The 14,389-nt window shown below is 60.7% G+C and carries 13 protein-coding genes; all 13 read left to right on the top strand.

Features of this window, described 5'->3' with window-relative positions:
* The first annotated feature begins 6 nt into the window (after window positions 1–6).
* The 13 genes from HMPREF9161_RS02800 to HMPREF9161_RS02740 all read left to right on the top strand — a co-directional run bounded on the left by HMPREF9161_RS02800 (window position 7) and on the right by HMPREF9161_RS02740 (window position 14,357).
* Window positions 7–1,203 carry an FTR1 family protein gene (locus tag HMPREF9161_RS02800; protein WP_009728163.1) on the top strand — a complete coding sequence of 399 codons (1,197 nt, stop codon included), beginning with the start codon at window positions 7–9 and terminating at the stop codon, window positions 1,201–1,203.
* Between the two features lie 56 nt (window positions 1,204–1,259).
* Window positions 1,260–1,829, top strand: coding sequence for an iron transporter (locus HMPREF9161_RS02795; RefSeq protein ID WP_009349976.1), 570 nt, complete (start codon window positions 1,260–1,262; stop codon window positions 1,827–1,829).
* A 122-nt stretch (window positions 1,830–1,951) separates the two neighbouring features.
* Window positions 1,952–3,217 (top strand): DUF2318 domain-containing protein, encoded by a 1,266-nt coding sequence (locus HMPREF9161_RS02790; RefSeq protein WP_009728162.1) that lies wholly within the window; start codon window positions 1,952–1,954, stop codon window positions 3,215–3,217.
* A gap of 26 nt (window positions 3,218–3,243) precedes the next feature.
* Complete coding sequence (locus HMPREF9161_RS02785; protein ID WP_009728161.1) at window positions 3,244–4,527, top strand: ABC transporter permease; 1,284 nt, start codon at window positions 3,244–3,246, stop codon at window positions 4,525–4,527.
* Window positions 4,528–4,533: 6 nt separating this feature from the next.
* Window positions 4,534–5,664 carry an FtsX-like permease family protein gene (locus HMPREF9161_RS02780; protein ID WP_009728160.1) on the top strand — a complete coding sequence of 377 codons (1,131 nt, stop codon included), beginning with the start codon at window positions 4,534–4,536 and terminating at the stop codon, window positions 5,662–5,664.
* Between the two features lie 16 nt (window positions 5,665–5,680).
* Window positions 5,681–6,340, top strand: a complete 660-nt coding sequence (locus HMPREF9161_RS02775) for an ABC transporter ATP-binding protein (protein ID WP_009728159.1) — start codon at window positions 5,681–5,683, stop codon at window positions 6,338–6,340.
* A gap of 4 nt (window positions 6,341–6,344) precedes the next feature.
* The gene (locus HMPREF9161_RS02770; protein WP_009728158.1) at window positions 6,345–6,812 is read left to right on the top strand and encodes an FMN-binding protein; all 468 of its coding nucleotides are present in this window, start codon (window positions 6,345–6,347) and stop codon (window positions 6,810–6,812) included.
* A gap of 93 nt (window positions 6,813–6,905) precedes the next feature.
* Window positions 6,906–8,351: a beta-Ala-His dipeptidase gene (gene pepD / locus HMPREF9161_RS02765; protein WP_009728157.1), complete on the top strand. Its 1,446-nt coding sequence runs from the start codon at window positions 6,906–6,908 to the stop codon at window positions 8,349–8,351.
* 136 nt (window positions 8,352–8,487) lie between these two features.
* On the top strand, window positions 8,488–8,970 hold the full coding sequence (locus HMPREF9161_RS02760) for a Fur family transcriptional regulator (RefSeq protein WP_009728156.1): 483 nt from the start codon (window positions 8,488–8,490) through the stop codon (window positions 8,968–8,970).
* Window positions 8,967–10,481 (top strand): coproporphyrinogen dehydrogenase HemZ, encoded by a 1,515-nt coding sequence (gene hemZ / locus HMPREF9161_RS02755; RefSeq protein WP_037348766.1) that lies wholly within the window; start codon window positions 8,967–8,969, stop codon window positions 10,479–10,481. Before HMPREF9161_RS02760 ends, hemZ begins: the two co-directional genes overlap by 4 nt.
* The gene (gene hisS / locus HMPREF9161_RS02750; RefSeq protein ID WP_009728154.1) at window positions 10,475–11,740 is read left to right on the top strand and encodes a histidine--tRNA ligase; all 1,266 of its coding nucleotides are present in this window, start codon (window positions 10,475–10,477) and stop codon (window positions 11,738–11,740) included. Before hemZ ends, hisS begins: the two co-directional genes overlap by 7 nt.
* A 1-nt stretch (window position 11,741) precedes the next feature.
* Window positions 11,742–13,550 carry an aspartate--tRNA ligase gene (gene aspS / locus HMPREF9161_RS02745; protein WP_009728153.1) on the top strand — a complete coding sequence of 603 codons (1,809 nt, stop codon included), beginning with the start codon at window positions 11,742–11,744 and terminating at the stop codon, window positions 13,548–13,550.
* Between the two features lie 81 nt (window positions 13,551–13,631).
* Window positions 13,632–14,357, top strand: a complete 726-nt coding sequence (locus tag HMPREF9161_RS02740; RefSeq protein WP_009728152.1) for a WecB/TagA/CpsF family glycosyltransferase — start codon at window positions 13,632–13,634, stop codon at window positions 14,355–14,357.
* Window positions 14,358–14,389: the final 32 nt, after the last annotated feature.

The following is a 14,389-nucleotide window of genomic DNA, read 5'->3' as shown; positions in this document are numbered from 1 at the left end:
GCAATCATGAAAAAAATCTTTATCCTATTGGCGGCGATCTTCTTGCTTCTGCCCACTGCGCCCGCGGATGCGGCACAGACCTGGCAGCAGATCCACGATCACATCCGCACCGAGCTCGATAAGGTCTACACGATCTACCAATCGGGCGATGCGGAGGGAGCGAAGAACGCCGTCAACGATATCTACTACGGTATTTATGAAAAGGACGGCCTCGAAAGCGCCGTCCGCAGCGGCATCTCTTCCAAGAGCGCAAATCTCACAGAGTATCAATTCTATACGCTGAAAAAAGTCATCCGTGCAAATGCGTCGCAGGATGAGGTCAAGGCCGAGGGAGACAAACTCCTCGATATGATCCAAGTGGAGGTGACGACGCTCGAGAACTCCGGCGTGCAGTCGGGGGGATGGGCGATGTTCCTCCAGGCGTTTGTCATTCTTCTCCGCGAGGGCATTGAAGCGATGCTCGTCCTGCTCGGCATCATCGCATATCTCGGCCGCGCCGGGCACGAGAAGGAGCTCTCCGCCGTCTATAACTGGGCGATCGCGGGTATTGTGATGAGCTTCATCAGCGCCTATCTCTTCAACTCGGTGCTCGACGCGAACGCGACGGGCGCGAGTCGCGAAGCGATCGAGGGCTTTACCGCGCTATTTGCCGTCTGTGTCCTTCTCGGGACATCGGCGTGGATGGGCGGCAAGTCCAATGCGAACGCTTGGAAGAAGTATATCGAGAGCAAGGTGAAACTCAGCCTCTCGACAGGAAAGGCGCGTGCGCTCGGCTTTGCCGCGTTTCTCGCCGTGTACCGCGAGGGCGCGGAGGTCATTCTCTTCTATCAGGCGCTCTTTAACAACGCGGCGGGCGACATCGATATGATCTGGGCAGGTTTCGTCGCGGCATGCGCCGTACTTGCCCTCATGTTCTTCCTCATGCAGCGCGGCGCGCTGCGTATACCCATCGGGCCGTTCTTCAAGGTGACGAGCATCTTCATGTTCGTTCTTGCCGTTACGTTCCTCGGCGGCGGCGTTAAGGCGCTCCAGGAGGCGGATGTCGTCTCCACCTCGGTCATCGAGGCAGTTCCCATTCCAAGCATCGATGTGCTTGGCCTTTACCCCACCTATGAAACCATCGTTCCGCAGATTTTGCTTGTCATTATCGCCGCGGCGGTGGTATCATATAAAAAACACTCTGCCGCAGCGGTGGAGGCATAAGTTGATTTTCCTCGATAGAGAGGAAAGAGTTCATTTTCTTTAAGGAGGATTTACCCATGAAGAAATCCGGTCTCAGCATGCTCAAGAAGGCGCTTGCCGTCGGCGCGATCGCGTTCTCGACGTTTGCAATCAACGCGAGCGTCAGCGAAGCCGCGTTCGAGGAGTTCCCGATCGGCGACGAGCTTGAGGATACGACGAACCATTTCAAGGTTGCGCTCGTCTATTTCCAGCCGGTCACGATGGAGCCTGCGGGCATGAGCCTTCCCGCAGATCAGGCGGATATCCACATTGAGACGGATATCCATGCGACTGAGGGCAACGAGTGCGGCTTCGGTGTCGGCGAGTGGATCCCGTATCTGACGGTCCACTACAAGTTCACGAAGCGCGAGACGGGCGAGAGCCTCGAGGGCGTATTCATGCCGATGAGCGCGGACGACGGCCCGCACTACGGCGCGAACGTTAAGATGCTCGGCGCCGGCACCTATGACTGCGAGTTCTCGATCGACAGCCCCGCACGTCAGAACTATATGCTCCACACGGATCCCGAGACGGGCGTTCCGGGACATTTCTGGACCGAGCCCGTCAAGATGAGCTGGGTGTTCAACTACGTGCCGCGTAAGTGGTAATTTCCGGCGATCACATGTTGGCGGCGGCACGGGGATTCCGTATCCGCCGCGTTCCTGCCGGTATTAGAATGGCTGCCGTCCGACCGGGACGGCGGCTTTTCTAGTAGGAAAGGGAAATTCTAATGTTACAGGCGTTTTTACAACAATTGGTACCGGCACTGGAGGAGAGCGTAAAGCTTGCCGTGCCGCTCGGCATCCTGCTTGCAATCATTCTGCCCCTGCCCGATCAGCGCATTCGCCGCACCTTTACCCGCGTCCTCAAATGGGGATTTTTCCTCTCGGTCTTTATGACGGCCGTTCGTGTCGGCACGCGCTCGGCGGTCAACCGCGAGATCTTTGAGAGCATGGCAATCACGCTCGATCTTCTCGGTGCGATCGTCCTCTGCACGATTTTGCTGCGTAGCCTCCGTCGGGACTGGACGTCCGGAGAAGAACGCATCTTCCGCATCGGAACGGGTGCGCTTACGCTCGGGCTTTTTCTCTATCACGGTCTCGAACTTTGGCTGATTCCCGTCGCCATCGTACAGGTTGCGATGGGAGACTATTTGACGCTGAACTTTCTCGTCAAGATGCTCGGCTTTACCGGTGGGATTTTCCTCGGTTTCCTTTCGGGCTATCTTGCCTATAAATCGGCGGCGGCCCTCAACCATGGCCGTCTTGTCTTTGTCTTTACGGTACAGATCGCCGCGACGGCGATTCAGCAGATCATCTTCGTCATGACGGTCATGATGGCGCGCCAAGTGTTCGGTGCGGAAAGTCTCATCTCCTTCATGGCGCCGTTTATCGACAATCAGAATAAAGTCATCTATGCGATTTATTTCGTTTCGATTCTCGTTCCTTTCACGCTCTTTCTGCAGCCGCGCCCGGAGCGCCCCGTGTGGGCAAACCCGGCGCAGTACCGTCAGATCCTCTCACGCTCCATCCGGCGGAAACGCTGGGGATCGGGGCTGCTCGCCATGCTCGTCGTAACGGTGCTTGTCTCGAGCGTCGGCGGTTGGTACGCAAACAAGAAGGAGGCGCTCGTTCCTGCCGTCGCCGTTAAGGCGGAGGACGGTGTCGTGCACATTCCGCTCGACGAGGTCTCTGACGGACATCTCCACCGCTTTGCATTTCGCGCATCGGACGGGACGGAGGTGCGCGTGATCGTCGTCCAAAAGGGCGGGTCGGCGTTCGGCGTCGGTCTCGACGCCTGCGAGATCTGCGGACCGACAGGTTATCTTGAACGCGACGGGCAGATCGTCTGCCGCCTCTGCGACGTCGTCATGAACAAGGCGACGATCGGACTGCCCGGCGGATGCAATCCGATCCCCGTGGAGTATCGTGTGGCAAGCGGCGAGGTGCAGATTCAGGCGGATGCGCTTGAGGCTGCGCGCGTTCACTTCCGCTGATCGGGTCGCATGAGAGGAGGTAAGCCATGTTTTGGCAAATGGTAAAAGGGGCGCTCATCCGCCAGCGCGGGAGGTTCATCCTCATCGGGCTGACGGTTGCGCTCGGCGTCTCGCTTGCGACCGCGATGCTGAACGTCATGTTCGATATCGGCGAGAAGGTCAATCAGGAGCTGAAGGCGTTCGGCGCGAACATTACGGTAACGCCGCGCAACTCGATGGTGCTCAAGGATCTCTACGGGGTGGAGACCACGACGAGCATGCACCGCGAGTACCTCGAGGAAGAGGATCTCGGCAATATCAAGACGATCTTTTGGACAAACAACATCGTCGCCTTTGCGCCGTCGCTGACGACGAACATCACGCTGGCGGACGGTGAACAGGCGCCGCTTTTCGGCACATGGTTCGAGCATACGCTCACGCTGCCGACCGACGAGACCTACACGACGGGCGTCAAGTTTATGAAGTCGTGGTGGCATGTGGACGGCGAGTGGGCGGACGACGCGCAGGCGGACGAGGTGCTCGTCGGCGCGAAACTCGCGGAAAAGCTCGGCGTCTCGGCCGGCAGCACGCTTTCCTATACGAAGGGGGACGGCTCCGAGGGAACGCTCCGCGTAACGGGGATCGTTTCGGGCGGCGGCGAGGAGGAAAATCAGATCGTCGGCGCGCTTTCGCTCGCGCAGAGCCTCGCGCATGCCGAAGGCAAGATTGATCAGGTCGAGGTCAGCGCGATGACGACGCCGGAGAACGATCTCGCGCGCAAGGCGGCGGAGAATCCGAAGTCGCTCTCGCAGGCGGAGTACGATATTTGGTACTGCACCTCCTACGTCGGCTCGATCGCCTATCAGATCGAGGAGGTCATGCAGAACGCGGCGGCGCATCCCGTGCGGCAGATCGCGGAGTCCGAGGGCAAGATCCTCGATAAGACGCAGCTCCTCATGCTGCTGATCACGGTGCTCTCTCTGCTCTCGGCGAGTCTCGGCGTCAGCAACCTCATCAGCGCCAACATCATGGAGCGCAGCCGCGAACTGGGCCTCCTCAAGGCGCTCGGCGCGACGAACATCGCCGTCGTCCTTCTCGTTCTGGCGGAGATTTTCATCGCGGGGATCATCGGGGGCGTCCTCGGCTATTTCGTTGGGCTCGGTTTTGCGCAGCTCATCGGAGAGACCGTATTCGGCTCCGGCATTGCGGTGAACCCCTATGTCGTGCCGCTCATTATCGTTTTGATGTCGCTCGTGCTCATCGTCGGCAGCGTCCCGGCGATCCGCATGCTGCTCTCGCTCCATCCCGCAGAGGTTTTACATGGCAGGTGATATATAATGAATCGATACAAGATGTTTTTTATCATGATCGCCAACTCCCTGCTGCGGCGGAAGGCGCGTATGGCGATTGCCCTGCTTGCCGTTGCCATCGGCGCGACGATCATCTCGGGCATGATCACCGTCTACAAAGAAGTGCCGGAGCAGATGGGGCGCGCGTTCCGTGCGTACGGGGCGAATATGCTCATCCTGCCGGGCGGGGATCAGCCGGTCATCCGCGAGGATACGATTGCAAGTGTCCGCAAGACGCTCTCGGATTACGAGATCGTCGGCATTACGCCGTTCCTTTACGACACGCTCCTCGTCAATCATCAGACGGTCATGGCGGGCGGTACGGATTTCGCGGTCCTGCAGGAGGTCAGCCCCTACTGGCAGATTCGCGGCGACTGGCCGGCGCCGGGGGAGAAGGAGATCTTGCTCGGCGCCGAGTTCGCACAGAAACTGCGCGTCTCGCCCGGCGATACGGTGACGGTATCGGGCGGCGAGGGAACGATCGTAAGCGACTACCGCGTTTCCGGCATCGTCCGTACGGGCGGTAATGAAGAGAACTTCGTCTTTGTCTCGCTTGGCGACCTGCAGGAGATCAAGAACCGTCCGGACGAGATCAGCCTCGCGCAGGTATCGGTCGTTGCGGGGCAGGAAGATCTTGCGCGCGCCGAGGAAAAAATCCGCGCGGATGTCCCGGGCGCGGAGCCGCAGCTCGTCAAGCAGATTGCGCAGTCGCAGGACACGGTGCTCGGCAAGCTCCAGGCGCTCGTGCTTATCGTTACGATCGTCGTGCTCGTCCTGACGCTCATCTGCGTCTCGACCACGATGATGGCGATCGTCACAGAGCGGCGCAAAGAGATCGGCCTCAAGAAGGCGCTCGGCGCGGACAATCGGAATATCGTGGCGGAGTTCTTTGGCGAAGGATGCCTCCTCGGCGCGCTCGGCGGCGCGCTGGGATCGGGATTTGGGTATCTCTTTGCGGAGAGCGTCAGCGTGAACGTGTTCGGCCGCGGCATCGAATTCTCCGCGACGATCGTCGTCGTTGCGCTCGTCATGTCCGTCTTCGTTACGGGCGTGGCGTCGCTCCTGCCCGTGCGCATTGCCACGAATGTCGATCCCGCGATCATCCTGCGCGGCGAATGAGTTGGAGGAGGAAATAATGAGTCTGCTTGAACTGAGGCATGTATCGAAGGCCTACAATGAAAAATTCCTCGCTCTCGAGGACGTCAATCTAAAGGTCGAAAAGGGAGAATGGCTCGCCGTTATGGGCCCCTCCGGCTCCGGCAAGTCCACGCTGATGAATATCATCGGCTGCATGGACAGCGCGACGAGCGGCGAGGTGATCCTCGACGGCGAAGTGCTAAGCGACGCCGGTCCCGAGGAGCTGACGCGCTACCGGCGCGATAAGATCGGTATGGTTTTTCAGCAATTTCATATGATTCCATACCTCACGGCAGTTGAAAATATCATGGTGGCGCAGTATTATCATAGTATGCCCGATCGCGACGAGGCGATGGCGGCGCTCGAACGCGTCGGTCTTGCCGACCGTGCGAGCCATCTGCCGAGCCAGCTGTCGGGCGGCGAGCAGCAGCGCGTCTGTATCGCGCGGGCGCTGATCAACTATCCCGTCCTCATCCTTGCGGACGAGCCGACGGGCAACCTGGACGAGCAGAATCAGAAGCTTGTCATGAAGATCTTCCACGAACTGCACGACGAGGGCCATACGATTCTCACCGTGACACACTCGGCGGAGGTCGGCGAAGAGGCGCAGCGCTGCGTCATCATCGAACACGGACACATGCGTGAAAGGACGGCGTGATACGATGAAAAAGAAGATCACCCTCGGCATCGTGTTCCTGCTGAGCGCAGGGATGATCATTTCGGGCTGCGGCGGCGATAAGGCGGCGCAGAAGGATGCGGAAAAATCGGCCCCGCAGGAAGCCGCGCTCGATATGACGGGCGTCAAGGACGGAACATTCTCGGCGGACAGCTCCGAGGCGAAGGTCGGTCACTCCCACGTCGAGCTGACCATCAAGGACGGCGCCATCATAAAGGTCGTTCATACCGGCATCGATAAGAACGGCAATGTGAAGGACGAGCACTACGGCGAGGGCAAGGATCCGGGCGCACAGAAGAAAGCGCAGAACGCCTACAAGGCGATCGGCTCTTATGGGAGCCAGCTCGAGTCGAAGAAAGATCTCGCGAAGGTGGATGCCGTCGCGGGCGCGACCATCAGCTACGATCAGTTCAAAGAGGCGGTCGAAAAAGCTGTGGCCGAGGCGAAGAAATAAATTTTCAGCATGAACGGAGGCGGACATACAGAAGCGTATGCCGCCTCTTTTGCATTATGCCGAACGCAGCGCCCAAAGGGCGGGGAGGAAGCCATGACGGATGACAAAAAACTGTTGGAGACTGTGATCGCAGAGTTCGAGGCGCTGACGCATATCCCGCGTCCTTCGGGGCATGAGCGCGCCGTCAGCGACTACTTGAAGAAACGCTTTGCCGCGGTCGGCTGCACGGTGACGCAGGATGAACACTGGAATATCATTGCGGAACTGCCGGCATCGGCGGGACATGAACATGCGCCGCTCACGATACTGCAGGGGCATATGGATATGGTCTGCGTCGCGGCGCCCGGCGTTTCCTACGATCCGGTGAACGATCCGATCAAAATGGTGCGGACGGCGGAATTCATCAGCGCGGAAGGAACGAGTCTCGGCGGCGACGACGGCATCGGCGTCGCCGAGATCCTCGCCGCATTCCAATATGCGGAGGAACACGGACCGCTGCGCGCGATCGTCACGGTGGACGAGGAGGTCGGCATGACGGGCGCGCAGCGCCTCGACCCCGCGCATCTGGAGGGGGCGAAATATCTCATCAACTGTGACTCCGAGGACTATCATATCATGACGGTCGGCAGCGCGGGAAGCGTGAACCTCGACTATGCGCGCAGCCTGACGCGTGCCGAGCAAGAGTGTCCGGCGTACCGCATCGAGGTCCGGGGGCTGCTTGGCGGCCACTCGGGCGAGCGCATCGACGCGGGACGCGGCAACGCGATACGGACATTGGCACTCGCGCTGCGCCGCATCTCCGAGAACGGCCGCATCGCTCTCGCGGATTTCTCCGGGGGCGTCGCGCGCAACGCGATTCCGTCGGCCGCCGCCGCGGTGATCTATACGGAGATGGGCGAGCGGGAACTGTGCGATATTCTCGTCGAGGAGGAAAAGCGTTTCCGGAGCATCTACGGCGCGGCGGATCCCGGGATGAAATTTGCTCTGGCCCCCGTTCGGGATGCGGGCAAGGCGATCGGCGCCGAAGAGCAGCGCGATTTGCTCGCGCTGCTCACGATTCTGCGTACGGGCGTTTACGAGATGTCGCGCCTGCACGCGGGGCTCGTCGAGACGTCGGCGAATCTCGGCGTCGTGGCGATGGACGAATATGAGATGCGCGTCGCGTATTTCCCGCGCTCGTCGGTCAACGAACAGCTCGACGAGATCGTCATGACGGCGCGTGCGGCGGCGGAACTGACGGGCTTTAACCTCTGCGTCGGAACGCAGTCTCCCGCATGGCGCGAGAATGAGAAGAGCGAACTTGCCCGGATCATGGGCGAGGTCTATGCGGCGCAGAACGGCGGCAAGGCAATGACGGTCGAGAGCATCCATGCGGGGCTTGAGACGAGCTGGCATGCGGCGAAAAATCCCGGGCTCGACATGGTGTCGATCGGCGTCACGGCGCACGATATCCACACGCCGAACGAGCGCATCGAAGTCGCCGCGATCGTGCCCGAGACAAAACTCATGATGGAGACGCTGCGGCGGATTGCAAAGTGAACATTTTTATGAAATATTCTTGACGAACGCGCGTATACTATAGAAAAAGTACCGCGTCTGTGCTATACTATTTTCACTGATTGTGATTATATTTTAGGAGCGCCATATCGTCACTGAGACATGGAGGGGAAAGAATATGGCAGATACTTATACGATGGAAGACCTCAGGAAACGTCTGCAGGCAACGCAGCGCAAGATGACGCCGCAGCGGCAGATCGTACTGCAGGTCATTCTCGACCACCCCGGCGAACATCTGAGCGCGGAGAAAATCTACGATATCCTGCGGGGCACGGAGTCCGAGATCGGGCTCGCGACGGTGTACCGCAGCCTCGAGATTCTCGTCTCGCTCGGCATTCTTCAAAAAATTGAATTTGGCAAGGAATTTGACAAACGCAACAAAGGATCGTATTCCTACGAGCTGAACCCGGTCGATCCGAACCAGCATTTCCATCACCATCTCATCTGCACGGAGTGCAAGGAGATTACCGAGTTCGAGGAGGATATGCTGGAGCATCTTGAAGCGGATATCTTAAAGAAGACCGGCTTCAAGGTGGAGAATCACCAGGCGAAATTCTTCGGTATCTGCGGCAAGTGCAGGGAGAAAAAGAAAAGGGCGTGAGGATCAGAACCCTTACGGTGAACAGCCGCGCCGAGGTCGTCGTTAAGATCATCCGCGAAGTGCTGGCGCTCTTTCACATCGAGATTGTCGGCGCGGCGGGCGCGGCGGACTATGCCCAGCTGTCGGTCGTGAACCGAGAGCGGCGGCGGGCCGCGCTGCCCGTCGTGACGACAGAGGTTCATCTCTTTGCGGCGGACGGGTCGCGCGAGACCGATTCCTATACGTCGGCGGGCGCCGCCGACGAGCTCGAGCGCGCCGCCGTACACCGTGCGATCAAACGAAATTTCTATCAATTTGTCAGAGACCGCTTTCAAATGCCCCATGCTCCATGGGGCATTCTGCATGGGGTGCGTCCGACGAAGATCGTGCACCGCTGGCTGCGCTCCGGAATGACGCCGGAGACGGTTATCGGGCGGCTGCAGACGGACTATTTTTGCAGCGCGGAGAAGGCGCGGCTCATCACGGAGGTCGCCGTGCGGCAGCAGCCGTTCCTTGCGCGGACGGATGTGCGGACGGCGAGCGTCTATGTCGGCATCCCGTTCTGCATCACGCGCTGTCTCTACTGCTCCTTTCCCGCGCATCTCCTGCCGGGGGAGGCGAAGCTGCGCGGCTTTATGGAAGTCCTCGCACGCGATATTGCGGCGGCGGCCGCGGATATCGCGGCGCTCGGGCTCACCGTGCAGAACATCTATGTCGGCGGAGGAACGCCGACGAGTCTGCCGAATGATTTTTTTGCCGAAATGCTCGAAATGGTATATAATGCCTTCTATGGATCGTCCATTCTGGAATTCACGGTGGAGGCGGGGCGTCCGGACAGCATGAGCGCGGAGAAGATTGCGCGGATGAGAGAGTTCCGCGTGACGCGCGTCAGCGTGAACCCGCAGTCGATGCAGGCGCAGACGCTGCGCCGTATTGGACGCGGACATACCCCGGAGGAAATCGTACGGATGGTGCACGACCTGCGCGCCGCGCATGATTTTCACATCAATATGGACGTTATCTTGGGGCTGCCCGGCGAGACGGCGGAGGATGTTTCCTCAACGATGGCGCAGGTGACGGCGCTCGCGCCCGACGATATCACGCTCCATGCCCTCGCCATTAAGCGCGGCTCCCGACTGTGCCGCATGATGGAGGAGACCCGCGTCGCGCTGCCCTCGGATGCCGAGACCATGCGCATGAGCGCCGCCGCAACGGATATTGTGGAGAGCGCGGGCTATCGCCCGTACTACCTCTACCGGCAGGGCTATATGAGCGGCGATCTCGAGAATGTCGGCTATGCCCGCCCCGGGGCGGAGAGCATGTACAACATTCAGATCATGGAGGAGCGGCAGACCGTTGTCGGCATCGGCGGGGCTGCGGCGACCAAGGTTATGGGCGTGCGCAGCGGCCGTATGCATTCGGCGTTCAACGCCAAGGATCTAACGACTTATCTGCGCGACATTGACATTTATATCGAAAAGAGACGCGCGCTCCTGCGCGCCGAATACGAGGAGGAAGTACCTGCATGTTGACGAAGGCTCCGCGCGGGACGAAGGATATACTGCCCGATGAGGCCAATGCGTGGGGACATGTGGAGCGCGCGATTCGAAATCTCTGCGACCGTTACGGCTATCGGGAGATTCGTACGCCGCATTTCGAGCACACGGAGCTCTTCCGGCGCGGGATCGGCGACGGGACGGACGTCGTCGATAAGGAGATGTATACCTTTACCGACCGCGGGGACCGGAGCCTCACGCTGCGCCCCGAGAATACCGCGGCGGCGATACGCGCCTATCTCGAGCATAAACTCTACGCGGACGGGGGGCTGCAAAAACTTTTTTATGTCGGCTCGATGTTCCGCTACGACCGCCCGCAGGCGGGACGCATGCGCGAGTTCCATCAGTTCGGCGTGGAGGCAGTCGGCGAGGAGCGCCCGTCGGTGGATGCGGAGGTTATTTTGCTTGCGCTGGACTTCCTCGAAGAACTGGGACTTCGGGATCTGACGCTGAAACTCAACGCGGTCGGCTGTCCGAACTGTCGTCCCGCGTATCGGGAGCGTCTGCGGGAATACTTCAAAGACCATCTCGATGCGCTCTGTCATGACTGTAAAGATCGCTATACGCGGAACCCGCTCCGTATTCTCGACTGTAAGGCGGATGCGGCGCAGCCGTTCATGGCGGGTGCGCCCGCGATTACGGACTGCCTCTGCGCAGAATGCGCCGCGCACTTCGATGCGGTCCGAGCGTATCTGACGGCAGCGGGCGTTTCCTATATGCTCGATACGCGCCTCGTGCGTGGGCTCGACTACTACACGCGGACGGCGTTCGAGATCGCCTATCCGCCGCTCGGCGCACAGAGCGCAGTGGCGGGGGGCGGGCGCTACGACGGGCTCGTCGAAGAACTCGGCGGTAGTCCGACGCCTGCCGTCGGTTTTGCGGCGGGGATCGAGCGTGTGCTGCTGGCGCTCGCACAGCAGGAACTTCTTCCCGCAGAGCCGCCCGCAGCGGATGTCTTTCTCATTGCGCTCGGCGACGCGGCGTCGGCGGCGGCGTTCCCGCTGCTGCACGATCTGCGGCGCGGCGGCGTGCGTGCCCTCATGGACTACGCGGGGCGCAGCATGAAGGCGCAGATGAAGCAGGCGAATAAGTCCGGCGCGCGCTATGCCGTTATTCTCGGCGAGGACGAGCTGCGGAGCGGCACAGCCGTGCTGCGCGATATGACGGAGAGTATGCAGGAGACGATTCCTCTTGCGGATATGGTAAAACGATTGATTTCTGAGGTGAAGGGCTGATATGGAGACAATGCAGGGATTTAAGAGGACACATGACTGCGGCGCGCTGCGCAAGGAACATGTCGGCGCCGCGGTGACGCTGTGCGGCTGGGTGTCGCGCCGCCGCGATCACGGCGGACTGATCTTCGTCGATATGCGCGACCGCTCGGGCCTCGTGCAGATCGTCTTTGACGAGGCGGTCATGGCGGGGGGGACCTTCCATGAGGCGGAATCGCTGCGCTCGGAATTCGTTATCGCCGTGCGCGGCAGCGTGCGCGCGCGCAGCGCGGACACCGTGAACCCGAACATGGAGACGGGCGAGGTGGAGATCGTCGTCAGCGAGCTGCGCATTCTGAACAAGGCGAAGACGCCGCCGTTCTATATTCAGGACGGAATCGACGTCGACGAGATGATCCGCCTGCGTTATCGCTATCTCGACCTGCGCCGGCCCGAGATGCAGGCGAACATCATGCTGCGTCACCGCGTGACGAAGATCATGCGCGACTTCTTCGACCGCAAGGGATTCCTCGAGATCGAGACGCCGATGCTCTGCAAGAGCACGCCCGAGGGCGCCCGGGACTTCCTCGTGCCGAGCCGCCTCAACGCGGGCGAATTTTACGCGCTGCCGCAGTCCCCGCAGATATTCAAGCAGCTCCTCATGGTCTCGGGCTTTGAGAAATACTTCCAGATTGTGCGTTGTTTCCGCGACGAGGACCTGCGCGCGGACCGTCAGCCCGAGTTTACGCAGCTCGATATCGAGATGTCCTTCATGGACCAAGAATCGATTCTCGCGCTTATGGAAGAGCTTGTCAAAGAAGTCTTCGAAAAGAGCCTCGGCGCGCATATCGAGACCCCGCTGCCCCGCATGTCGTGGGACGAGGCGATGGAGCGGTTCGGCTCGGATAAGCCCGACCTGCGGTTCGGCATGGAGCTGCAGGACATCACGGACTACGTCGGCGGCTCGGAGTTCAAGGTGTTCAACGCTGTCATGGAGGCCGGCGGCCGCGTCAAGGTCATCAACGTCGAAGGCTATGCGAACATCCCGCGCCGCGAGCTCGACGGCCTCGTCGCCTATGTGCAGAACTACGGGGCAAAGGGACTCGCGTGGATTCAGTACACGGAAGAGGGGGTGAAGTCTCCGTTTAAGAAATTCTATCCGGACGAGACCTTCGAGACGATCAAGAACGCCGTCGGCGCAAAGACGGGAGACCTGCTGCTCGTCGTGGCGGATCAGCCTGCCGTCGTCGCGCAGGCGCTCGGCGAGCTCCGCCTCGAGATGGGACGCCGCCGCGGCCTCATCGACCCCGATGCGCTCTCCTTCCTGTGGGTCGTGGACTTCCCGATGTTCGAATACAGCGCCGAGGAGAAACGCTACAAGGCAATGCATCACCCCTTTACGGCGCCGCGCGACGAGGATATTCCGCTGCTCGAGACAGATCCGGGACGCGTCAAGGCGAACGCGTACGACATGGTGCTGAACGGCGTCGAGATCGGCGGCGGCAGCCTCCGTATCTACCGCAGCGACCTGCAGGAGCAGGTCTTTGAGACGCTCGGGCTCAGTCCGGAGGAGGCGCGCGCGAAGTTCGGGTTCATGATGAACGCGTTCGAGTACGGCACGCCGCCGCACGGCGGCCTCGCATTCGGCCTCGACCGTCTCGTGATGCTCATGGCAAAGCGCCGCTCCATCCGCGATGTCATTCCGTTCCCCAAGACGCAGAGCGCGTCGGACGTCATGTGCGAGGCGCCCTCGCCGGTAGAGGAAAAACAGCTCCGCGAGCTCTATATCCGCACCGCCGTGCCGAAGAAGAACCGGGACGGCGCCGCACAGTAAGCATTGCAGCAGGGGAGAGCGCCTATGCGGGCGCTCTCTTTTCACGACATCGTTTCGTGATACGGGAGGAGGAAATGCCCCTTGGCGGAGCGTGTGAATATTTTAGGCGTAGAGGTCGATGCAGTGACCATGCCGGAGGCGGTCGCCGCCGTCGAGTCCTATATGGATGCGCGCGCAGGCGTGACGGTTGCGACGGCGAACGCGGAGATGATCATGCGCGCGACGAAGGACGACGCGTTGCGCGATGTGCTCGCTGCGGCCGCGCTCGTCGTACCCGACGGCGCGGGCACGGTCTGGGCGGCGCGGCATCTCGGGCACCGAATGCCGGAGCGCGTCGCGGGCTATGACCTCGTGCAGGAACTATTGCGCCGCGCGCCCGCGGCACACCGCCGCATCTACTTCTTCGGTTCCGCGCCGGGTGTTGCGGAGAAGGCAAGGGCAAAGGCGGAGCAGCTTTATCCCGGCATCGAGATCGTCGGCGTGCGGGACGGCTTCTTTTCGGCGGATCAAAATGACGCTATCGTTGCCAACATTCGCGCGGCGAGGCCCGATCTCCTACTCGTAGCGCTCGGCGTCCCGAAACAGGAGAAGTGGATTCACAGGCATCTCGCGGCGCTCGGCGTCCCCGTTGCCATCGGCGTCGGCGGTACGCTCGACGTGATGGCGGGCGTGATGAAGCGCGCGCCGCGCTGGATGCAGAGGGCGAAGCTTGAATGGCTGTTCCGCGGCATGCTCCAGCCGAAGCGGGCGAGGCGCCTGCTTGCCCTGCCGAAATTCGTCTTGAAGGTACACGCCGCGCGAAAATAAGGGCGGCAGTTGTGGACAAAGAATAGGCTTTC

The organism is Selenomonas sp. F0473, from assembly GCF_000315545.1.
Lineage (GTDB): Bacteria > Bacillota > Negativicutes > Selenomonadales > Selenomonadaceae > Centipeda.
This window is presented reverse-complemented; position numbering and strand designations above follow the sequence as displayed.

What these genes read in the sequence shown, in the direction of transcription:
- HMPREF9161_RS02770 (WP_009728158.1), top strand. Translation starts at nt 6,345, where the DNA reads ATGAAAAAGAAGATCACCCTCGGCATCGTGTTCCTGCTGAGCGCAGGG.
- HMPREF9161_RS02800 (WP_009728163.1), top strand. Translation starts at nt 7, where the DNA reads ATGAAAAAAATCTTTATCCTATTGGCGGCGATCTTCTTGCTTCTGCCC.
- HMPREF9161_RS02795 (WP_009349976.1), top strand. Translation starts at nt 1,260, where the DNA reads ATGAAGAAATCCGGTCTCAGCATGCTCAAGAAGGCGCTTGCCGTCGGC.
- HMPREF9161_RS02785 (WP_009728161.1), top strand. Translation starts at nt 3,244, where the DNA reads ATGTTTTGGCAAATGGTAAAAGGGGCGCTCATCCGCCAGCGCGGGAGG.
- aspS (WP_009728153.1), top strand. Translation starts at nt 11,742, where the DNA reads ATGGAGACAATGCAGGGATTTAAGAGGACACATGACTGCGGCGCGCTG.
- hisS (WP_009728154.1), top strand. Translation starts at nt 10,475, where the DNA reads ATGTTGACGAAGGCTCCGCGCGGGACGAAGGATATACTGCCCGATGAG.
- HMPREF9161_RS02790 (WP_009728162.1), top strand. Translation starts at nt 1,952, where the DNA reads ATGTTACAGGCGTTTTTACAACAATTGGTACCGGCACTGGAGGAGAGC.
- pepD (WP_009728157.1), top strand. Translation starts at nt 6,906, where the DNA reads ATGACGGATGACAAAAAACTGTTGGAGACTGTGATCGCAGAGTTCGAG.
- HMPREF9161_RS02780 (WP_009728160.1), top strand. Translation starts at nt 4,534, where the DNA reads ATGAATCGATACAAGATGTTTTTTATCATGATCGCCAACTCCCTGCTG.
- HMPREF9161_RS02775 (WP_009728159.1), top strand. Translation starts at nt 5,681, where the DNA reads ATGAGTCTGCTTGAACTGAGGCATGTATCGAAGGCCTACAATGAAAAA.
- HMPREF9161_RS02760 (WP_009728156.1), top strand. Translation starts at nt 8,488, where the DNA reads ATGGCAGATACTTATACGATGGAAGACCTCAGGAAACGTCTGCAGGCA.